This is a genomic window from Verruconatronum alginivorum, from assembly GCF_056590205.1.
In genome coordinates, this window is record NZ_JBWPVQ010000001.1 from 5,840,467 (window position 1) to 5,862,567 (window position 22,101).

Sequence of the window (22,101 nt, forward strand, 5' to 3'; positions counted from 1 at the left end):
TCATTCGTTTGCCATCACCTGCAGGTATTCCAACCGCCGGTCGAGCTGGTTTCGCCGGATGCCGGGATTCGGCGTCAACTTGCCGCCGTCGATCTCATATCCCCGGTGATCGCGCAAATAAGTCATCGCGTTCAAAGCAAGCACCGCGTCGGCCTGGTTGTCGGCGGCTTGAAACACTTCGTAAAGGGACTCCATCACCTCCCCTTCTCCCAACACTCCTAGGAACTCCGCCGCCCGAATCCGGACCGGCGCCTCCCCCTCAGCGGCCAGCGCCCGAGCCCGGTCCCGGAATTCGGCCGCGTCTTCTCCGAAGGCACTGCAGACGATCAACGCCCAATGACGCTCCCACGGGTCGTCGCCCTGCAAAGCCGTCTTCAACCGCGGCCGCGCTTCCTCGAAAGGGAGCAAGGCCAGGTCCGCGACATTCAACAACCGGGTCACCTGGGTGACATGGGTCTGACCGAACGCCACCGGATTCTCCACGGCATGTTCAAGCAAATAGCTTTCGGGAAAGAGGCCGAGGTCGGGCATGGTCCGCATCCGCAACCGCAAGCGGGTCCGCAGTTCCTCCAGCACTTCGGCGTAGGCGGGATCACCGGCCAGGTTGCGGGTTTCATGGGGATCGGCTGCGAGGTCATACAAGGCCTCGGGTTCGCGTGGTTCAAAGAACTGGCGCTGCACCTCGTTCAGCTCGCCCGCTTTCCAGAGTTCGCGCCATTGCTGGTAGGCGAGTTGCCGATATCGGTATTCATTGACGCTGCCGTCCGGATAAAACGGCATGTAGTTCCGCATGTATTTGAAATCCCCTTTCCGCAGCGTCCGGACCATGTCGATCTTTTCGTCGAAGCGATCGGCGTAACTGAAGGTTTCATCCCGTTCGTTGACTTGCCCGGCGGTGACGTCCGGTCCCAGGAACGGCCTTCCGTCCAAATGCGACGGCAGACCGACCCCGGCCAGATTCAAGACGGTCGGGGCGATGTCGAGGAAATCAACAAACCCGCTCACCCGGCTCCCGGGTTCGAAGGGCGAGAGATGTTGGTATTTCTCCGGAATGTAAACCACCAGTGGAACATGCAATCCGCTTTCGTAAATATACCCTTTACTACGCGGCAACACCCCGCCGTGGTCGGCGTAGACCATGATGATGGTGTTTTCCCGCAGCCCGTCGGCCTCGAGTTGATCGAGGATTTCCCCCAACTCGCGGTCCATGTCGAGATGGCGGTCGAGGTAATAGGCGTGCGAGTAACGCGTCACTTCGGTGTCCGGCAGATACGGGAAAACCTCCACCGTATCCGGATCATGGATTGTCGGCTCGGTTCGTATCGCCTCCTCGCCGAAGTGGAGGTGGCCTTCATGGGTGATCTGAATGGCCTGCATGTAGAAGAACGGCGTGCTCTCGTCCGGACGACTTCGCCAAAGGACATTGCGTCCGTCACGGCTCCAAATCCGGCCCTCCTCGACGTTGAAATCCTTTTTCCCGTTTTTCACCGTATGGTAACCGTCCTCGCGAAGGTAATACGGAAACAGCTCCCAGCCGGCGGGAAGGATGCTGTTGGTCAACCGCCGGTGGTTATGGGTCGCGATCCGGGGGCCGTAGACCCCGGTGATCAGCGTGGTCCGGGCGACGGAACAAACGGGGGCGTTGGAAAACGCCCGGTCGAAGGTGATGCCGCCGGCGGCCAGTCTTTCCAGGTTCGGCAGTTTCGCGCCGCCGGAAACGAAGTGATCGAGGAAATGGACCGAGTTATCCTCGGTCGAAATCAAAACGAAATTCGGCCGCTCTTGCGGCGTCCCGAGCAAGCCGAGCGGGGCGGTGAGTAAACCGGCTGCCAGAGCCGTTCCCGCCAGCCCGAACCGACGGATGGCAGAGGGGCGCGGACCCGTCGCCTCCGCCGGAAGTCCAAAATCAGTTTCAGTCGTCATAGAGCGTGATCAGTTCGTGCGGATGATGAGCCTCCCGCATCAGGTGCAGGAGTCTTTCGACCAATTCCGGATGCTCGTCCGCGACATTTTTTTCTTCGCCTGGATCTTCGGCGAGATTGTAGAGTTCGAGCGGTCGGGGATTGCGGGAGACATTGAGCCGGACTCCTTTCCAATCACCGTAGCGAATCGCCTGCCGGCCGCCCCGTTCATAGAATTCCCAATACAGGTAATCGTGGGTCATCTGCTCATCCGGGCGTCCGAGGAGAGTCGGCAAATAGGAGATGCCATCCATTTCCTCCGGGACCGCGAGTCCGGCCAGTTCGAGGGCGGTTGGCGGGAAATCCCAGAAGGCCGAAGGATGGCTGGAGCGACTCCCTGGCTCGATGACGCCGGGCCACCAGGCGATCGTCGGGACCCGGATGCCTCCTTCATAGAGGTCGCGCTTGCCGCCGCGGAACGGCGCGTTGGAGTCGAACATTTCGTAATGGTAGCCGCCTTCGGAGTGGGAACCGTTGTCGGAACTGAAAATCACCAGGGTGTTCTCCGCCAGGCCGAGTTCGCGAAGCCTTTGAAGAATCTGTCCGACAGAGCCGTCCAGGTAGGTCATCATCCCGGCATAAGTCGCCTTCGGATGGGATTGCGCCGTGTATCCGGGATCCCGGCCCGGCCAGGGGGTTTCCTCGAACAGTCCGATAAATGGATCCCGGTATTCGTCCGGGACCGCGAGGTCGGAGTGCGGTTGCTGGAACGCGAGGTGAAGGAAAAACGGCTGACCGGTTCCCGCCCGCTGTTCGAGGTATTCGAGAGTGTCGGCGAGGAAAAGATCGCCGGAGTAGGTTTCACCATGACGGTCGTGATTCTCCGGATACGTGATGGTCTCCCCGTTCCGCACGAGTTCGCTGGGATAAAACCGGTGGGCATCGAGATGCGCGGTGAATCCGAAGAAGTGGTCGAATCCTTTTTCGTTCGGCAAGTGCGGATCGTAGCTGTTGCAGGCGATCCCGGATTTTCCGATCATCCCGGTGTGGTAGCCGGCCTCCTGCAAACGGCGGGCAATGGTGATGTCGAGCGGGTCGGCCCGGAACTCTATCTCCTGGCGAGGCGGGCCCGGGATATTGTTCACCCGCTGCCAGACCCGGCCGGTGTGATTGCCGGTCAACAACGCCGCTCGCGATGGCGCACATACGGTGGCGCCGGCATAATGATCGGTCAGAAACATCCCCTGCTCGACCATCCGGTCAAGGTTCGGAGTGGCGAAGTTTTTCTGACCCATGATACTTAGATCATTATACCCCATGTCGTCGGCCAGAATAAAAATGATATTCGGCCGGCTTCCCTTGACCTCCTCCACCGAAGCCGTAGCGGGTTTGACGTCTCCGGTCATGCATCCGGAGACGGCGCCGAGGAGCGCGACTCCGGCAACCGCCACCTTCAGATTGCGAACGGCGCGTTTCGCTGAGTCAGTCGTGACAGGCTTGTTTTTCGTCATGATTTGATTGGTCCGAAAAGTTCCGATTAGCGGGAATAAAACGCCCGGATCGCTTCCGCTTCCCGCTCGGCGTCGAAACGCGGATTGGTTCCGGTCGGCATCTGGGCGCCGATCTCTTCCCGCCATTCGGTCAAAATTCCATGCAACTCCGCCGTCTTTTCCGGCAAGTGCCCGGCAAGATTGAACCGTTCCCCCAGATCGGCTTCCAGATTGTAGAGTTCGAGGGCGCCGTCTTCGAAATACTCGTGCAATTTCCATTTGCCGAGCCGTACCACCGAACCCGGACGGGTGCGGAACAACGGATCGCGACTCTCGACGTTGCCCGGGGGATAGGCCTGCAGATAAAACGGGAAATGCCAGAAAAGCGGCCGTTCTTCGAGGTCCGCCTCCCCTTTGAAAAGCGAAATAAGACTGACTCCGTCCAGAATCTGATCCTCGGGGACTTCGATTCCGGCGGCTTCCATGAGGGTCGGGAAAAAATCGACGCCGCTCACCGGCGTCGAGGACCGGCTGCCCGGCTCCACGTGGCCCGGCCACCGGACCACCATAGGGACGCGGATTCCTCCTTCATAATAGGTTCCCTTCTCCCCGCGCAACGGCCAGTTCCGGCTGAAACGGTAAATGCCGCCGTTGTCGGAGGTGAACAGAATCAGGGTGTTGTCCGCAACCTCCAGTTCCTCGAGGGCGTCCAGCAGACGGCCGATGTTGACGTCCATATGATCGACCATCGCCGCATAGACGGGATGAAAATGCCCGGCGGTCGGCGCGCGGTTCCGGTATTTCTCGATCGTCTCCTCCTTGGCCTGGATCGGCGTATGTGGAACGTAAAATTGCATCGAAAGAAAAAACGGAATTTCCCGGTCATGATTCTTCAACCAATCGATCGCTTCGTCGGTCAGGCGGAAGGTCAAATGTTCGCCCTCCGGGCCGTCCTCCAGGTTGGGATTTTCGTAGGGACTGAAGTATCCACCGACTGGATGTCCGCTTTGAAAGCCGCCGATATTGGTTTGAAAACCATAATCGAGCGGATCGTGGCTGACGTGCCACTTGCCCACATGGCAGGTTGCGTAACCGTGATCCCGGAGATAGGAAACGAACATGACTTCGTCCTCCCCCAGGTAGACGTTGTTGTCCGGCGGAATCAGACGGCGAAAAACGGGGCGTCCCCGTTCCGGATCGCCGACCGTCAACACCCCATGTCGCGGTGAGTAGTGCCCGGTATAAACCGTGGCCCGGCTCGGCGCGCAATTGGTGGCCGGAGCGTAGGCGTCGGTGAAAACCATCCCCTCCGCCGCCAGCCGATCGAGATTCGGCGTCTCATAGAAGGTGCTTCCCATGAAACCGGCGTCGGTCCAGCCGAGGTCGTCGGCGTTGATGAACAGGATGTTCGGCCGCTGCCGGCCTTCGCCGTTGGCCGTCGCGGAATGCGGCAAAAGCCCCATCGCTCCGATGATGGCTCCGGCGACGCAGGTTGCTGTAATTGTCTTCATGATACTGTTTCGCTTTCTTCCCCGGATCAATGCGGTTCCCCGAACTCCTCCTGCAATCCTTCGATTTCGCGCAGCCGAAGCAGGTTCAATTCCTGGCGAAGCCGCTCGACTTCCTGGCGCAGCGTCGGATCGCCCGCGGCTTCCCCCCCCAAACGGCGCGGCTCCTGCCTCACCCCGAGCTGAGCCGCATCCGATTCGTCGAAATGGAGGCGGTTTGCGGAGGGTTGACTGACGAAGGTCAGCTCCGCGCTGACCGGCATATTGATCCCTTCGAACAAGACCCGGGCCCGGACGGTGATCTCCCCCGGCGTCAAGGTCGACCGCACCAGGACCGGCGCGGTCCCCCAATGGATCGGCCGGGGATTGGCGAAAATCCCGGGACCGCCGATGATGTGTCCTTCTCCCTCGATCTCGAACTCGATCCAGTAATGATTCAGCCGTTTGATCTCGCCGTCGCGGTCGGCGACCGCCGCGACGACCGTCACAAAGTCGGATCCATCGGCCCGCAGATCGACTCCCCGGTCGTCCAGCCATAAAAGGATTTGTTCCGGCCGCCGGGCCGGGACCCGCTTGTGGGTGGCGACCACCTCCCCGTCGATCAATCCCTCGGCGAGCATGTAAACCTCCGACTGCCGGCGCGCCCGGGCGCGGGCTTTGTTTTCCATGAAGTCATACGCGCCTTCGAAGGTGATGATCGGCGATGGCATCCCCTCCCGGTTAGAATCCTTTTGGTAAACGTATTGTTCCCCTCCTTCGTAAACGGTCAGACGGACCTCATCGCAATTGGAGAACACCTCCACGTCGGGCGAAGAAAAGGGCGTCATCTGGTGCGGGATATAGACCATCGGCCCGCTCTTCGCCAACGGATGGTTTTCCCTCGGATCCCGCTGCGCCATGAACATGTAATAGGAAAGTTTCGGCTGACGAAACGTATCCATGATTCCACCATAAAACGGATCCGGATGATATCCACGTTGATGGTCGAACGGATGCCAAAGAGCGCCGCCGAAGAACTGGGGCCAGGCACGGTAGAGGGCATCGTAGCTGGTCATCCGATACGGCGGGTTGGCGTAGTGCCGGGCCTGGATGAGCATCGGCTCCTCTCCCCAGTCACGACGGACGCGGCTGGTCGAGTTGTGGGCGTTCCAATCGTCGACATTGTCCCCCCACTCCCGTGTGAAATAAGTGACCTCCGGCCGGAGTTCCCGCAGCGCCCAGCGCCCTTCGTCCCCCATCGCCGGATGGGCGTAGTGAACGGGATATAGTTCGTTTGCCGGATGATGGTTGTCGCTGGCGGCGTAGGCTCCCGGATACGGGAATTCCTCCCGGACGATTTCCAACGCCCGCACCGCGAAACGGCGTGGATAACGGGTTTCGTTCAGCAGCGGTTCCCAGAGCAAGACCGAGGGGTGATTCCGGTCGCGCCGCATCATTTGCCGGATATCGCTGTAGACGCGTTGGGAGAAGATCGGATCGTCGTTCCAGAACTGCCATCCCGGAGTCGCCACGATCATGAAGAGCCCGAGTTCGTCGCAGGCATCCATGAAGGCCGGATCCTGCGGATAATGCGCGGCCCGGATCACCGTCATCCCCGCATCCCGCAACTTCGCGGCGTCACGCCAGTGAATCGAGTTCGGCACCGCGTTGCCGACCACCGCGAAATCCTGGTGCCGGTTCGCCCCGATCAATGGCCGGTGATACGGTTTCCCGTTGAGCCAGAAACCTTCCTCGCCCCGGAACTCGATGCTCCGAATCCCGATTCGCCGACGATAACCGTCGACGATTTCCCCGTCCTCGTCTTTGACCAGGACATGCAGTTGATACAAGGTCGGCGATTCCGGCGACCACAAGGAGGGATCCCCGACTTCGAAACTTCCTTCAACATGGGTGGCCTCCCCTCCGTCGATGCGCACCGGATTGGACCAATCGGTCACCCGGTTTCCTTCGGAGTCGAACAACTCGAAAGCGACCGTTCCGGCGAAGCGCCCGGTCGTATCATTGACCACGTGCAACTTCAACAACACTTCGGCGCTTGCTTCCGACACGTTGTCAAACGCGACGAACAAGCCGCCCCCCGCCGGTTTGTCGACGAAGTTCGGATCGCTGATGTGGACCGGTCCATGCGATACCAGCCAGCAATCCCGGTAAATCCCCCCGAAATAGGTGAAGTCCATGATCCGCTGTTCGCGGCCGGGCGGAGTCAGCGGGTCGTCGCTGTTGTCGGCCAACACCGCCACCACGTTTTCGCCGTTCGGATCGAACCGGCCGGTCACGTCGACCACCACCGGGAGAAATCCGCCGAAGTGTTCCGTCAACAACTCGCCGTTCACCCAGACCTTGGAGTTCCCCATGATCGCCTCGAAATGGAGAAAAAGTTTCTTCCCCTCCCAGGCGGGGTCGCCGGAAAACCGCTTCCGGTACCAGACTTCACCCTGATAATTGATGCTGCCGCTCGCCGCGGTCGGAATGTATTCGACTCCATGCGGCAAGGAAACCACCTCCCAATCGGAATCGTCGAAACCGGGCTGGTGCGCGCCCTCCACCGACCCTTTGAAAAACCGCCAGGCCGGATTCATCGAAAGCACTTCGCGCCCGGTCTCTTCCAGCGCGAAAAAGCCGGCGGTGCTGAACTCCGGTTGATGCGACTTCTCTGCCATGATCGTGAGAGAAAGCAATGGAACGAGGATAACGGAGACAATAAAACTTCGCATCGGTGAGAGGTTCAGGAGGATGTGCATGCTTCCGGTCACGTGACAATGGAACCCGCGGCCGGCCTTCGTTGGTTATATAGCGAAAGTCGGCCAGTGGTGAGGGGAAAACCGGGCCAGAACGGCAAAATCGTCCCCGGCTGACCTATTGATTGAACCCGGGAATCAGACCGAGATCGCGAACGTCTTCTTCCGGGGCCGAGGTGATTGGCTCCAGTTCGGCGATGGCGGCGTGCCCCCGATGGCCAGCGAGAACGACCAACCGGAAAAAACGGGCGACCGCCGGTTCTTCAAACATGACCGTCTGCTGATCGGCGTTGGTTTGGAACGACCCGGGGCGGTGCCACCGCTCCCAGCTTTCGCCGTCAATGCTGACCTCAATCCGGTATCGGCTGATTCGGCCCCGCGGCCCATCCTGACGGGGCAGATAATGGAACCCGTGAATTCGCCGGTTTTCGAGCAAATCCAGGTCGAAGCTGGCCGGCACGCTCTCCCCCGCGGTCCAGTCGGTATGCCAGTGCGTATCCGGATCGCCGTCGACGCCGAAATGCGCCGGATGCGCGCTGTGGGAATTTGAAGCGCGGGCCATCAACGACGTTTCACCGATCAATTCCTTCAATTGCTCGACCGAAAGCCTGCCGGATGGGTCGAAATCGCCCGATCGTAGATACTGTTCGATGCTCCGTCGAAGTTGCCGGGCGGCGATGCGCGCTTCGAGATCGGTTTCCACATCCAAGGTGCAAACAAGCAACTTTCCCGGACCGACCCGGGCTTCGAAGATCGCGGCGGGAAGCGCGTTGCGGTTGTATTTGTCGACGAACCGGACCGGCATTGCCAATTCCGCCTCCAGGTCGCCGAGGTCCACGGCGGTCGAAACGGAAAGGAGTTCCCACCATTGCCAGTCGGTATGGGTGGAGGTCGGAAAATCGCGAAAGATCGCATGTCCGGCGTCGATCATCGCTCCGAGAGTTCCCGGCTGATTCGGGAAATGCAGCGGACTCCAGAAAACGGGAATAAACCGGCCGGAGATCGGACGATGAATCGCGCCGTGCGGAGGAAGCAAAAGGACGGTTTCCCCATTTTCCAAGGCTTCCAACACCTCGGCGTTCACCCCGCGTGCCGCGTGAATTCCCTTTTCGTTCGCCGCCTCCGGAGCCTCGTTCGGATAAACCCAGATCGACCAGGAGTTCTCGGCATTGGCGGCGGGCAGAGAGACCGTCAGCGTCAGTCGCGCGGCATCATTCACCGCCGAAAGCGGCTGACGGATTTCCCCGAGTTCGATGCCGTTGCCCAAGGGTAATGAACGGGAGCCGAAACTCCCCTTCCCGATCGTCCGGCCATCGACGTCGGCGAGTCTCCATTTTGTCATGACATTGTCCAGCGGAGCCTCGCCGAAATGAGCAACTTCGACGCGGGCCTCGAAGGCTTCGTTGTTTTCCCAGGTCTTTTTCACCATCCGGGCCAATGGAACCGTCGGAGCATTGAAGCGGCGGAACTCCTCCGGAGTTACCAGCCCTTTCGATTCCCAGAATGAATCGAGCACCCCGACCGTCGCCGTCGACTGGCCGGGGAAATCCTGCAATTGGAGGAGCTGGATTCCCGATTGGTCACGGGTCCGCAGGGCGCGTTCGATATCTTCCTTGTAGAGAAGAACCGCCAGCTTGCCGGAGTTATACGTGTAGTCTGGAGCTTCGTGCAGCCGGTCTTTGGCGATCAAGTCGTTCCGGATCGCCTCCCAGGCGGTGGGACGGAACGGGCTGTCGTATTGCTCGTATTTCGGGATCTCCTCCAGGTTCGGATAAACATTGTATTGTCCGACTTCGTGGGTAACGAGCGGGATCGACAGGGAAGACAAACCTTCGCTGTAATCGCTCATGGTGTTCGGCGCGGTCTGATTCAGAAACCCTTGCCCTCTGACCCATCCGGCGACCGTTTGCTGGGTCACGAAAAAGTCGTCCTGGGGCCCCGGGGTCCGCCCGCGGGGAGAGAAGGCGAACGAGGTGGAGGTGAAGAGAAGATCCGGCTCGAGAGAGCGGAAATTAGCCACCATCTCATCCATCGCATCGAGATCGCCCTTAAGCTCGTTGCCGAGCGCGAACATCACGAACGACGGATGGTTGCCGTATTCCCGAAATATCCGCTCCCCTTCAGCGATGAAGAAAGCGTCGACTTCAGGACGTTCGCCCATGTGGAACGACCAGTTGGGAAGTTCCACTTGCAGGTAGAAACCGAGGCGGTCGGCCGCCTCGAAAGCGGCCTTCGGCGGTGAAAACGAGTGGAAACGGAAATGATTTAATCCAAAGTTCCGGGCGGTTTCGAAGATCCGGGTCCACTCTTCCCCGGTCATATCCGGGTGGCCGGTCTTCGGAAAAATCAGGCACTCGAGATTTCCACGCAGAAAGGTGCGGTTGTTGTTGACCAAAAGGTGAAGGCCATCGGCGGTGAAGGATCGCAATCCGAAGGAATCGGTTACCGCGGATTCCCCGAGCGGCGAGGTCAAGGTGGCGGTGACCGAGTGAAGGACTGGATTGAACTCCGACCAACGCCCGGCCTCCTTCGGCAACGGAAGGAAAACGGTCCGGGTCGAGACTCCGGGCGCCGCCCGGAAGCGCTCCGAAACGGGTTCGCTTTCGCCCTCCGGATGGGCCAGGTCGAGCCGGACCCGCCGGGCCGCGCCGCTGTTGTTCCGGATCTCGACGGTCGCCTCGACCCCGTTGCGATCGAGGTCCGGTCGGAGACGGAGGTGAGAAATACGGAGGCGGGGCCGGGCTTCCAGTTGAAGCGTTCCCACCAGGCCGTTCCAGATCGACTGGGTTTCCTGCGTGTAGGCGTGCCCCTGGCCGATCGGAAGGAGTTCGCGATTGTCGACCCGAATGGTCAATGTATTCACTTCTCCGTGACGGAGCAATTTCCCGATCTCGTAGCGATGGGGTGCGGAGAGACTATTCTGCGCGCCGGCCGGCTCGCCGTTGACCCAAACCCGGGTCTCCCAGATCACCCGTTCCAGGAGGAGCTCGACGTCAAGATCCTGCCAATCGGCGGGAATATCGACGGTCCGCTGGTACCAGGCCGGTCCAATGTAGGAAAACCTCTGATGCAACCGCTGCATCGCGGGCCGTTCCAGGTTGATCTCGATATCGAGCGGTTCGCCCTTGCCCGCCCGGGCGGTGGTGGTTGGCAACGGGATCGAATCCTCGAAATCCCAGACGCCGGGACCGTCCTCCAGCCATCGATCCTCGGAATCGAACGCGAACTGCCATGGCCCGGAAAGATCGATGATCTTCGCCGATGACACCGATGGAATGCCCAGGAGCGCAAGGAAACAGGCGATCCATCCCGTGAGGTTCCTTAGGGTCCCCCCCGGAATCTCCGTAGTCGGGTTGGCTTTGCCGCCCGACAGCACCATTTGGGGTGACCGGTCGCGGGAGGACGGACAGGTGTCCCGGCACTGCGAACGCTTCGAAAGACGGGGCGGCGGAGCCAACCCCGCTACATCGGACGATGCCGTGGGAGTCGTTTGCCCCGGCCATTTATTACTCACTATGTGCATGGATGGATCGGTTGGCGGTTTTTGTCCGGTCGTTCAAAGCCGTCATCAAGTCGGAGGCGTGCTGGGATTCATTACTGAAAGCGAGCGATCGGTCAAGATGCTCACGCGCTTTCGCTTCATTATCGAGTCCATACCAGGCCAGGGCGAGCAAGAGATGGTTCTCCGCCTCTTTTCTTTCCTGAAGAGACTCATTAAAAACCAGGATGTTCGGCAGCGATGTGGCGAAATATGGAATGACGGCCTTCTCCCCGAGGCGCGCCGTCGCGAAGTCGCGCAGTTCTTCGAACAGAGCAAGCGCCTCGCCTTCGCGCCCAAGCGCACGGAGCGCCAGACCGCGATAGTAGGAGAGCGGGCTGTGGGTGGTGACATCCATTTCGGCGAAGTCGCCGGTCTCCGAAGCGGCCGCCTCAAAGTATGAAACCGCTTCCTCGTCACGATCCAACGCCTGGAGGCTCCTTCCGATCCAGTAATTCACGTCCGCCTTTGCCTGAAACAGGTGGTACGCTTCGCCGAGCGTTTCCGGAGTATTCATGGCTTGCGCGAAGTGCCGATGGGCCGTCTCCGGATCACCCTGGGCGAGAAAATGTTGTCCTAGCAGGAGGCGGGCCGTGGTGTATTGGGCCAGGACCGCCCCCTCCCCTCCTTCCCACGGATGGAACCGGCGGGAGGTCAGGAGGGTCAAGGCTTCCGCTGGATGACGGACAAGATTATAAAGCTTGGCGAGGGCGACCGTGGCGTCATCTCGTTTGAACGTCTTCGAGCGATTCTTTTCCAGGAAATCGAGCCGATCGTCGACCGGTTTGTTCAGCTTGGCGCACAGCTGATCAAATTCCGCGACCAGGCGGGGATCATCCGGGTCGAGACGCATCGCTTTTTCGTAGGCCTCGACCGCCGCGCCCCCATCCCGGCGAACGTTCCAGTAAGCGATGCCGAGGTTACGGTGGACGGCTCCGAAGCCGGCCCCTTCGCGAACGGCCCGTTCCCACGCCTCGATCGCTTCCTCACGCCGTCTCAGATTGAACAGGTAGTTACCGTATCCATACGCAGCCACAGGTGCCTCTACTCCGGATTCCAGTACCCATTCGAGGACAATTTGTTCGTACAGACGGGACGGAAAAAAATGGTCGGGGCTCGAATTTTCCGGCAACGTCGCCGGATCTCTCCGAAGCCAGGCGAGAACGTATTGAGTCATCGGTGACCGACCCGCCGGGTTCGGTGTTGCGGTAAGGACCTCTGCCGATGCGTGATGGTGTTCCAGGACCGCGACGGCAGTCGAAATCAACCCGGCATCGGCGTAGTCGAAAACAATATCCAAGATCGTTTGAGCATCGTTCCGTGAACGGGCCAGAAAATCCGAAAAATCCCCATCGAGCAGGGCGAGTTCGCATCGCGCCCAATGGTCGAGCGGATCCCGCGCGAGAAGATCCTCGAGGATCTCACGGGCTCCGGTTTCGTCTCCGGTTTCGCGCCGGATCGCCGCGATGAGAATCTTGGCCTTGTTGTGATCCCGGTTGGTGGCGAGCGACAGATCAAGATGTCGCACCGCCGGACGGTAGTCGCGCCGGATGCAATCGATGCAGGCCAACTGGTAATAGGCCGCGCTTCGCCACTCGTAATTCCAGGTAGCTTTGTAGAAACGTTCGTAGGCCAAGTCGAGCTTCCCCTCGGCGACCGACGCGAGACCGGCATGGTAATGCGCCTCTCCGGTGACCGGGTTGGGATGCCGGACGGTCAGGCGCCGGATGGCCTGGTCGAAATGCCCCGCGGCGACCGCGAATTCACCGCGGCGCAAAGCCCGGCGACCGAGCGCGGTATGACACCGGGAGTCGCCCGGATCCCGCTGGAGGCACTCTTCCCAATACGGTTCGGGCGCCCGGGTGGCGTGACGGTATTGTTCGAGATGTTCGCCGGTGAGGTAAAGTTCGTCCGCACTCTGGATCGCGGCGGGAGCGGGTGGTTCGGTCGCCACGGCCCGGTCCCGCGTCAGTTTTGAGCGATCGACCGGACGGTAGGACAGCAACCGGTGTCCATCCCCGTCAAGAAGGATCAACTCAAGCTCGCTGGCGGATCCGCCGGCAAAACGGATCGAACGATCGCGCCAGGATCGCCCGGGCGCGAGATCGATCGTTTCTTTCAAGAGCTCCCGTCCGTCGTGGAAAAGAAGAATATTGGCTCGCTCGATACGGCGGGAAGCGCACGCGCCGAGATCGATCATCCGGTCGTCGCGGACGACCAGGCGAATCGCGGCTTCTTCGTTCGCCTGCTGCACCGGACCGATCTCCTGGATCGGCCACCAGAATTGCGAGAAAGGTTTAGTCTCGCCCGGCAGCAGATAAGTGAAATCGGGTTGGTTGTCGGTGTAGACCCCCGCCATCAGTTCGATATAGGGACCATTGGCGTCGGTCAGTTCCCGGTCCCAGGCCCATCCGAAACCGTGGTTTCCCCAGGTCCACTGCTTCTTGCCGGGAGCGATGTGGCGATTCGCGACATGGACGAATCCTCCTTCCTTTTCAAAATCGTAGCCGCCGAAGAAATCGAAGCGGGTTTGACAAACCATATAGGAAGTCGGCACCGGGATGTTTTTGTACCAGGAAAGATCGTTTTCTTCCGGCCGCTTAGCGTATTCGACTCCGTAATACGAAGCGTCGGCTTCGGGAAACGCGGTCATCGCCCGGACGGCATGGTCCGCCACGTAGGTCACATCGGCCGGAAAAAACGCCTGGTAGCGGTCATGAACCCGCGCCGCGATATTTGCCCACCAGTGAAAGGTTTGGGTCAACGCGGTCCGGTTGTAGAGCCGGACCCGGACTTCGATGAGAGATGAGTCGGGCCGCAACCGGATTCCGTGCATCCCTTTCAAGCGATTCAATGGATCATGCTCCGACATCCAGACGGTCCGTGCCCCGTCCGGCTCCTCTTCGATATGAACATCGGTCGGCATGAAGGTGCCGGGACGATGATGTTGCGGCCAATTGAATTCGACTCCGCCCGAAAGCCACGGTCCGGCGAGGCCGACCAGGGCCGGTTTAATGACGTCATTGCGATAGAAAAAATCGTAATCGCGGTTGGTCTTGTCCTGGGCCAAATAGATCCGTCCCCCGATCTCGGGCAACAGGACCAGCCGGACGAAATCGTTTTCCAGCAATACCGATCGGTATGTGACATCGACCGGATCGTCGTAGACCTTGTCGATGAACGGCACCGGATACACCCGTCCCGACGACCCCTGGTAAACCCGGTGCTCGAAGAAGACCGGATGTTTCTCCGGTTTGCCGACCGGATATGTCGGGATCACGCGGGACTCGAAGCGGGCGATTACCTGGGACATGCTCTACCAGAAAATGATGAAAAAGAGCGCCACGCCGGCGATCACGGCGCCTCCCGCGACTTTGACCACCGGTTCGGTTCGAACGTCCATCGCTTCGCGAACCGGCAGGGTTTTCGGTTCATTCAACGGCCGCCAAACGGTGATCGCACCCATCACCGCGAAGATGATGATAAGACACCAGAGAACCTGCATCAGGAAATGCATCTGGAAAAGCGGTTTGGCCAACACTCCGCTGAACAGTCCTTGTTTGGTCAGCGTCTGGAAAATGCTGTAGAGCACCGGTCCGAGCAAGAGCGCGACGACCCCCGCCGATCCAGGGGCGCGGGGAAGCAGAAAGGCCGCGAGGAAGGCAGCCACGACCCCCGGCCAGATGAATCCCTGGAATTGCTGGATGAACATGAAGACCCCGTCGGTCAGCAGCGGCGCGGTGAAGCAGGCGATCACGACGAAGGTCACCGTTAAAATCCGCCCGAGACGGACCAATTGAACCTGGCTCGCTCCCGGGGAGATCAACCGCTGATAAACATCGATGGTGGCAATAGTGGAAGCCGAGTTCAGCATCGACGCCAAGGTGCTGACGATCGCCCCGGCGATCGCGGCGAATATGAATCCGCGGATCCCGGGTCCGACGAGTTCCCGGATCAACATCGGATAAGCCCGGTCGGACTGACCAGCCAGCGCCTCGGGATAAAGACCGCCCGCCATGATCCCCGGCATGACGATGGCAAACGGCACCAGCAGCCAGAGCGCCCCGGCGAATATCATTCCGAGTTGACCATCCTTCAAGGTTTTCGCCGCAAGATTCCGTTGAACGATGAACTGGTTCAGGCCGCAGTAATAGATCATGACGATCCACATTCCGAATACGATCGTGTGCCAGGGAAGATCCGGGTGATCCATCGGCAAAACCATGTGGAGTTTGTCGGCGTGCTCGGTGGTGAACGCCGTCCAACCGCCGACCGCGTTCAGGCCGACGAAGAAGATCAGCAAACCTCCCGCCAGCAGGGCCAGCCCCTGGATCAGGTCCGCGTAAGCGATCGCCTTGAGTCCGCCCGAAGCGGCGTAAATCGTTCCGATCACCCCGATGATCCAAACCGCCCGGGTGGTCGGGATGTCGAAGATCACGTTTAACGCCGTCGCCCCGGTATAGAGAACGGCGGTCAGCAATACGCCAACATAGATGACCACCGTCAAGACGGCCATGATCGCCCGCGCTGTGGAGTTGTAACGGAACTCCAGAAACTGGGGCATGGTGTAAATGCCGGCCCGCAGGAAGCGCGGCAACAGCGTGAATGAAACCAGGACGATGAAGACGGCCCCCATCAATTGCCAGGCGCTGACGGCGAGCCCGACCTCCCCCGCCCCCGCCCCCGACATGCCGACCATCTGCTCGGATGATATATTGGCCGCGACAATGGAGATTCCGATCAAAGGCCAGGTGAGGCGTCGCCCGGCCAGGAAGAAGTCGGAGGTGTCGGCGCGATGACCGGCGATTCCCCGGCTTTTCCACAGGCTGAAGGAAACGACCAGGACGAAGAACCCGACGAACAAGGCGATATCGAATGGAGTGATCTGCATATTTTGATGGTTCCCGAGGACGATTATACCTTGAGCAACGCGGCTTTTGGAATGGAGCATTTGCTCGAAAATCTGGAGAATATTATCGGGCGCACTTGGGCAGGTGCGTCCGCGTCCGGCGACCGGATCCCCCGCCGGGACGGCATAAGATTCTCCAGTTTTACCAACGAAATTTCCATTCCCACCCGAAGCCCGGCGGTGTTACAATCGGCTCCATGCATTACGGCGAACGGCGTTGGAGGCGGTATATCCTGGGCGGCTCGGCCATGGCCGCGGCCTGGCTGGGCGGACCGTTGACCGGAGACGCGGCTCCGGTTTCCGAGCGGCCGAATATCGTCATCGTCGTTTCCGAGGACAACTCGGTTCATTTCATGGAGCACTTCCATCCGGGCGGCGCCCGTCTCCCCCACATCGAAGGACTCGCCGCGAACGGAGTCACCTTCGACCGCGCTTTCTCGAACGCTCCCGTTTGCTCCGTGGCGCGCACGACTTTGATCACCGCGATGCATGCCCCCCGTATCGCCACCGCTTATCACCGGCGGTTCCAAAATGTCACCCTTCCCTCGGGCTGGGAGATGTATCCGTATTACCTCCGCCAGGACGGTTACCATACGGTCAAGCGGGGAAAGAAAGATTTCAACGCCCACGAGGGCGATATCTGGGACCAGGATGGCAACGAAGCCCACTGGAGCAGCCGCCCCGACGACCAAACCCCTTTCTTCTACGTCGTCCAGACCGGTCCGGAAACCCATGAAGGAAACCTGCACTTCGACGAAGAAACGTTTCGCGCCGAACCGACCACCCACGACCCGGACGCCATCGAAGTCTTTCCCTACCTGCCGGACACCGAGTTGATGCGTTACACCCATGCCCGCTTCCTCGACCGTCATCTCCTGGTCGATGCCAACGTCGGGGAGGTGTTGGCCGAACTGGACGAACACGGTCTCCGGGACAACACGATCGTGATGTATTACGGCGACCACGGAGGCGTCCTTCCCCGGAGCAAGGGGCACCTGTATGAAGGAGGATTGCATGTCCCCCTGGTGGTCTACATCCCCGAAAAGTTTCAACATCTTTCCCCGTTCGAACCCGGAAGCCGCGTCGGCGGTTTCGTGGAATTCGTCGACATCGGGCCGACTGTTTTAAACCTTGCCGGAGTCGGACTGCCGGGACACCTGGACGGGAAACCGTTTCTCGGACCGGATATAACCGCCCGGCAGGTGGAGGACCGCGATGAAACCTTCAGCTACGCCGACCGATTCGACGAAAAATACGATAAGGTCCGCGCCTTAAGGAAAGGGAATTTCAAATACATCCGCCATTTTCTGCCCCATTATCCCGACGCGCTCACCTACGTCTACCGCGACCGGCAACTCGCCTTCGGGGAATGGAAGGAACTTTACGAAGCGGGCGAACTGAACGACGTGCAGAGTCAATTTTATCAACCGCGTCAGGCCGAAGCCCTCTACGATCTCGCGGCCGATCCGCACGAGACGGTCAATCTCGCCGGGGACCCGGAATACGCCGAGATCCTGCTCGACCTCCGCGGACGGCTTCGTCAGCGGATGCGAAGCCTGCCGGATCTCGGTCTGTTTTTCGAAAGCTATCTCCTCGAACACGCGGTTCAGGATCCCCGGGCGTTCGCGCAAACGAACACCACCCGGATCACCCGCCTCCTCGGGGTGGCGGACCTGATGTTGATCGGGTTCGCGGAAGCCCGCGCCCGGCTCGAGTCGGCCCTTCATTCGGACGATCCATGGATGCGTTATTGGGGATTGACGGTGTGCGCGGTATTCGGCGCCGAGGCGGCGGAGTTCCAGGAACGGGCGCAAGAGCTGACCACGGATGATCTCCCGGCGGTCCGGGTGCGCGCGGCGGAATTTCTCGGAGTCCTCGGAACAGCCGATCCCCTGCCGATCCTTTACGATGTGGTCCGGAAAGCGACCAACACCCCCGACGCGTTGCTGGCATTGAACACGATCGTTTACCTCCGCGACTTCCGCGGTTACCAGATCGATCCGGACCAGATCGAACCAAGACGCCAGATCCGCAGGATCCAATTGAACAATCGCCTGGATTATCTCCGGACCGCCCCCGGTCCATCCTCGGAGAATTGAATCAAGATCCCCCGTAGCGAAGAAGCCTCGACTTCATTGAGCCGCCCTGGAGAACGCCTCCCCCGGCGCCATTAAACGGCAACCTCCACCTGTAGGGTTTCCACCGTCAGCGGCAATCCGCGCTCAGAACGCTCCGCCGACCCCTTTTTTATCCCCCTACCCCTCATTCCGTTGTTCCTACCGACCGCTTCAGTCATTCCTACCCCTCGTTCAAGCATTCCTACCCCTCGTTCCATCATTCCTACCGGTCATTCCATCGTTCCTACCGGTCATTCGATCGTTCCTGCCAACCGTTCTGCCGTTCCTACCCGTCATTCCATCGTTCCTACCCCTCGTTCAGTTATTCCTACCGGTCGTTGCGCCATTCCTTTCCGTCAACCACCGTAGCCATGCGAAGGATCTCCCTCCAAGGTGCCAGGTTCTCTTTCCCCGCTTCCCTTGTCTTCGCGGTATAGGATAACGCCAACACGCCTGCGGAGGTTTGCATGAGACGATGCATGGAATACTGGGGAGCCATCCCCTGGCAACCGTCATGGCTCCATTCGATGAAGATACCCTCGTCAACCGGATCGCCTATCGACGCCTTGAATCCGGAACATTCTCGCTCTGAATACTCACGCAACAGGTCGAAGTAGCGGAGGTGTTGCTCCAAGGTTCCTTCCATTCGCGAACTGGTGACCATTTCCCGCCAGATCTCGCTCGTCTGTCCGTAAGGAACATAGATCCGTTCTGCATGGTTGTCTGGTCGCACGTGCTGAGCGGCCACGATCCATTGGCGTCCGTCGAACTGAAACTGCCACCTTTCCGGGACTTCATGGGTGAATGCCTGTGGATTCATCCATTCTTGCGGGACCATCCTCCTCGCCTCCATATTCCAGCGCCTTTCATCGAATTCCCTGGCTTCGACGCCGATGAAGCGAACGGAGCATCCCTCAACCGCCTTCTCGTATTCGAAATACGGATTCGGACGAACCGCCTCCCCCCTTCGCAGGTCCGGATAATAGCCAGCCCGGTAGAAGATGCCCAAAGTGGTCTCGTCAATCCAGTCCAGGGCCATGTCCGCGCCGACCGGCGAAAGATGGACGTTGCCGGGATAGACCGGCTTTCCACCCTTGCGAATCAAGGCGACATGGAGATCCCAGCCGGTGGTGTTCTCGTAACTTTCCCCGAAGGTCACCAAAAGCCACTCGGGATTCGGACAAGAATACAAGCGGGGGTCGACGATTTTGCCCCGGACACCATCCACGCGATAGGGCCGTGTCGGTTTCCTGGCGTCGGCGAAATATTCCTCCCGTGCCTCTATCCAAAGCTCGATGTTCTCAAGCTTGCCCCTGTTTGCATGGAGGTTCGTGAGAACACCGCTCGTTAAGCAGAAGACGAAGAGGAGGAAAACACCCCCCCGAAGGAATCCGATATTCGTCATGGTTCAGGCTTCCTTTTGGGTTTTTCGCAGTGGAGCGAGGGCCATGAAAGCCCCGGTGGAGATGGTGGTGGAGACGACAATGTAGAACAGCAGATACTTCGAATCCACTCTCAGATACCACGCCGGTTCGGTGATTCCCCGGTCGTAAACGAGCCAGCTCCATGGGTATCCGTAGTTCGTCCTCTTCCATCTGATCAACTCGACCTTAGAGGATGGATTGGCCCATTGCCCGGACGCGGTCCATAAATTCTCCGGAAAGGCCATGGTTTGGCTGGTCCGATGCGGAATCATGAATCCCCCCAACAGGAGGATCCAAAGAAGCAAGGCAATGCAGGCCGGTTTGATCATGGGCTCGTTGGAATTGCAGGATTGTCACCTTTGTCGAGGCCGGATGGCAAACCGATCTTTTTTGTTGGAGTTCCGCATTTATGCGGTCCGGGCATCCGAAAAAACCGGCTGAAGCCGGAACTCGTGCGTCATCAAGTCGCAAACGTCTGACAGGTGCGAGACCTGTTCCGGGCAAACCGTGCGCTGCCCGCGAATCGAACCGAAACTGCGTCGCCGCGAGGCGGGGTGGAGAGCAACGGAAAGAGAGAATGCAGACCATAACGAAAGTGAACCTGATACGGCCGTCATGCGGGCCGAGCCTGCGGGTTGTTGAGCGAAGGCACGCGCGACGAATGAGTCGCGACTCATGGAGGGCGGATCCCACGGCAAAGCCCTGCCATGGCTGCATGGAGGTGGTTGGGGATAGTATGCATTCAAGGACGTCTGCGATGAAGATGAGAGATCTGATGGGAAAGGCCGACCTGTGTCCGACACCGTCCCGGAACGAGCGCGACCGGGTTACCAACGCTCAGCCAAATCGGACGTCCCGTCGCCCATCAGAAGTCAGAGTCCTCGTAGGAGCGATGAATCCGGGTAACTCCGGAGGAGCAAAGGAGGGCAGGAAGATGAAAGGAAGTCGCTCATGACCGAAGGACCAACCCCGTCGCAAGTGCCGGAAACGGCTATCCAGGACGGACAGGCCCGCGAGTTGCGCAAACGACTCGGAGCCGACCCTTTGGTCTGGACCGATCCCATGCTGGCAGCCCTCAAATCGGGGGTGAAGGGAGGCAAGTGGTTCAGCCTCAAAGACAAACTCTACAGCCGTCGCACGCTGCAACATGCCTGGCATATTGTGGCAAGCCGCAAGGGCGGTGGAGGAGTCGACAAGATCAGCCTGCATCAGTATGGCGAGCAACTCGACCTTCGGTTGGGCAAGCTGGAAGCCAAACTCAGAAGCGGGCGATATGAACCGAACCCGGTGAAACGAGTGTATATCTCGAAACCGGGAAGCAAAGAGAAACGCCCCTTGGGCATCCCGACCGTGGAAGACCGCATCGTCCAAACGGCGATGCTGCTGGTGATCGGACCGATCTTCGAGATCGGGTTCTCGACCCACAGTTACGGTTTCCGTCCCGGACGCGGCTGCAAAGACGCGCTTCGGGAAGTGGACGGTCTGCTCAAGGAAGGATACGAATGGATAGTCGACGCCGACCTCAAAAGCTACTTCGACACGATCGACCATGACATGCTCATGGCGCTCGTGCGCGAAAAGGTGGCCGACGGGATGGTGCTCGACTTGCTGGAATCCTACCTGAAACAAGGAGTGGTCAACGAACTCAAGGACTGGGAACCGACGGAGAAAGGCACGCCCCAGGGAGCGGTGATCTCACCGCTGCTGGCGAACCTGTATCTGAACGGACTCGACCACCTGCTCGCTGCCCGGGGCCACAAGATGATCCGCTACGCGGACGACTTCGTGGTTCTCGCGCGAAGCAGGGAGGAAGCCGAAATGGCCCTCGCCGCGACCTCGGAATGGACTCGCGGGCGCAAGCTTACGTTGCATCCCGAAAAGACGCGGTTGGTGACCCATCGGGAAGGCTTTGAGTTCCTCGGTTACCGTTTTGAAAACGGAAACCGCTATGTCCGGCAGAAAAGCCTGACGAAGTTGCGCGCAACCCTGCGACCGAAAACCAAACGAACCAATGGCGTTTCGCTGAAGGCGATCATCAAGGAGATAAATCCGGTGCTGGTCGGGTGGTTCGGGTACTTCAAAGACGCCCACAAGAACACCTTCGTCTGGATGGACGGTTGGGTGCGGATGCGTTTGCGCAGCATCCTGCGCAAGCGTGCCGGGCGCAAAGGCCGCGGCCGCGGACTCGACCACCAGCGCTATCCGAACAAGTACTTCGCCGAGATGGGATTGTTCAGCCTTGAACGGGCCCATCGGGAAGCGTGCCAGTCTCGATAAAGAGCAATCATCAACCGGAGAGCCGGATGCGGGAGATCTGCACGTCCGGTTCGGAGGGAGGGGCGGGGCCTCGGCCCCGTTCCTACCCCTATCAACAGGGCAGACGCATCTCACGTTTTCCGGTTTTGAACCTTCCGCGCCCTTCTGCGGCCAATTTCACGAAACAACCGAACCGTTGCTTCTGCTTCCTTCGCTCCCT

General features: G+C 59.7%; 11 protein-coding genes. 2 read left to right on the forward strand and 9 right to left on the reverse strand.

The window, feature by feature from the left end; translation table 11 throughout:
* The 7 genes from ACWUI2_RS21650 to ACWUI2_RS21680 all read right to left on the reverse strand — a co-directional run bounded on the left by ACWUI2_RS21650 (position 1) and on the right by ACWUI2_RS21680 (position 16,066).
* Complete coding sequence (locus ACWUI2_RS21650) at positions 1 to 1,923, reverse strand: sulfatase-like hydrolase/transferase (RefSeq protein ID WP_486984930.1); 1,923 nt, start codon at positions 1,921 to 1,923, stop codon at positions 1 to 3.
* Entirely contained in the window at positions 1,913 to 3,412 is a 1,500-nt protein-coding gene (locus tag ACWUI2_RS21655) for an arylsulfatase (RefSeq protein ID WP_486984931.1), read from the reverse strand. Before ACWUI2_RS21655 ends, ACWUI2_RS21650 begins: the two co-directional genes overlap by 11 nt.
* A 26-nt stretch (positions 3,413 to 3,438) precedes the next feature.
* A complete protein-coding gene (locus ACWUI2_RS21660; RefSeq protein WP_486984932.1) occupies positions 3,439 to 4,902 on the reverse strand; it encodes a sulfatase in 1,464 nt (487 codons plus the stop codon).
* Positions 4,903 to 4,928: 26 nt separating this feature from the next.
* Positions 4,929 to 7,613, reverse strand: a complete 2,685-nt coding sequence (locus tag ACWUI2_RS21665) for a glycoside hydrolase family 2 protein (protein ID WP_486984933.1) — start codon at positions 7,611 to 7,613, stop codon at positions 4,929 to 4,931.
* Positions 7,614 to 7,755: 142 nt separating this feature from the next.
* The gene (locus tag ACWUI2_RS21670) at positions 7,756 to 10,905 is read right to left on the reverse strand and encodes a discoidin domain-containing protein (protein WP_486984934.1); all 3,150 of its coding nucleotides are present in this window, start codon (positions 10,903 to 10,905) and stop codon (positions 7,756 to 7,758) included.
* A 238-nt stretch (positions 10,906 to 11,143) separates the two neighbouring features.
* Entirely contained in the window at positions 11,144 to 14,488 is a 3,345-nt protein-coding gene (locus tag ACWUI2_RS21675; RefSeq protein ID WP_486984935.1) for a DUF5107 domain-containing protein, read from the reverse strand.
* A 3-nt stretch (positions 14,489 to 14,491) separates the two neighbouring features.
* On the reverse strand, positions 14,492 to 16,066 hold the full coding sequence (locus ACWUI2_RS21680) for a sodium:solute symporter family transporter (RefSeq protein ID WP_486984936.1): 1,575 nt from the start codon (positions 16,064 to 16,066) through the stop codon (positions 14,492 to 14,494).
* Positions 16,067 to 16,281: 215 nt separating this feature from the next.
* On the opposite strand from ACWUI2_RS21680, the gene ACWUI2_RS21685 reads away from it, so the two are divergent.
* Complete coding sequence (locus ACWUI2_RS21685; protein WP_486984937.1) at positions 16,282 to 18,183, forward strand: sulfatase-like hydrolase/transferase; 1,902 nt, start codon at positions 16,282 to 16,284, stop codon at positions 18,181 to 18,183.
* 346 nt (positions 18,184 to 18,529) lie between these two features.
* On the opposite strand, the gene ACWUI2_RS21690 is transcribed toward ACWUI2_RS21685, so the two are convergent.
* Together ACWUI2_RS21690 and ACWUI2_RS21695 are read right to left on the reverse strand one after the other, a co-directional pair.
* The gene (locus tag ACWUI2_RS21690) at positions 18,530 to 19,606 is read right to left on the reverse strand and encodes a hypothetical protein (protein WP_486984938.1); all 1,077 of its coding nucleotides are present in this window, start codon (positions 19,604 to 19,606) and stop codon (positions 18,530 to 18,532) included.
* Between the two features lie 3 nt (positions 19,607 to 19,609).
* The gene (locus ACWUI2_RS21695) at positions 19,610 to 19,954 is read right to left on the reverse strand and encodes a hypothetical protein (protein ID WP_486984939.1); all 345 of its coding nucleotides are present in this window, start codon (positions 19,952 to 19,954) and stop codon (positions 19,610 to 19,612) included.
* 622 nt (positions 19,955 to 20,576) lie between these two features.
* Here ACWUI2_RS21695 and ltrA point away from each other — a divergent pair.
* Complete coding sequence (gene ltrA, locus ACWUI2_RS21700; protein ID WP_486981817.1) at positions 20,577 to 21,902, forward strand: group II intron reverse transcriptase/maturase; 1,326 nt, start codon at positions 20,577 to 20,579, stop codon at positions 21,900 to 21,902.
* Positions 21,903 to 22,101 lie beyond the last annotated feature (199 nt).

What these genes read in the sequence shown, in the direction of transcription:
- ACWUI2_RS21650 (WP_486984930.1), bottom strand. Translation starts at nt 1,923, where the DNA reads ATGACGACTGAAACTGATTTTGGACTTCCGGCGGAGGCGACGGGTCCG.
- ACWUI2_RS21655 (WP_486984931.1), bottom strand. Translation starts at nt 3,412, where the DNA reads ATGACGAAAAACAAGCCTGTCACGACTGACTCAGCGAAACGCGCCGTT.
- ACWUI2_RS21660 (WP_486984932.1), bottom strand. Translation starts at nt 4,902, where the DNA reads ATGAAGACAATTACAGCAACCTGCGTCGCCGGAGCCATCATCGGAGCG.
- ACWUI2_RS21665 (WP_486984933.1), bottom strand. Translation starts at nt 7,613, where the DNA reads ATGCGAAGTTTTATTGTCTCCGTTATCCTCGTTCCATTGCTTTCTCTC.
- ACWUI2_RS21675 (WP_486984935.1), bottom strand. Translation starts at nt 14,488, where the DNA reads ATGTCCCAGGTAATCGCCCGCTTCGAGTCCCGCGTGATCCCGACATAT.
- ACWUI2_RS21680 (WP_486984936.1), bottom strand. Translation starts at nt 16,066, where the DNA reads ATGCAGATCACTCCATTCGATATCGCCTTGTTCGTCGGGTTCTTCGTC.
- ACWUI2_RS21685 (WP_486984937.1), top strand. Translation starts at nt 16,282, where the DNA reads ATGCATTACGGCGAACGGCGTTGGAGGCGGTATATCCTGGGCGGCTCG.
- ACWUI2_RS21690 (WP_486984938.1), bottom strand. Translation starts at nt 19,606, where the DNA reads ATGACGAATATCGGATTCCTTCGGGGGGGTGTTTTCCTCCTCTTCGTC.
- ACWUI2_RS21695 (WP_486984939.1), bottom strand. Translation starts at nt 19,954, where the DNA reads ATGATCAAACCGGCCTGCATTGCCTTGCTTCTTTGGATCCTCCTGTTG.
- ltrA (WP_486981817.1), top strand. Translation starts at nt 20,577, where the DNA reads ATGACCGAAGGACCAACCCCGTCGCAAGTGCCGGAAACGGCTATCCAG.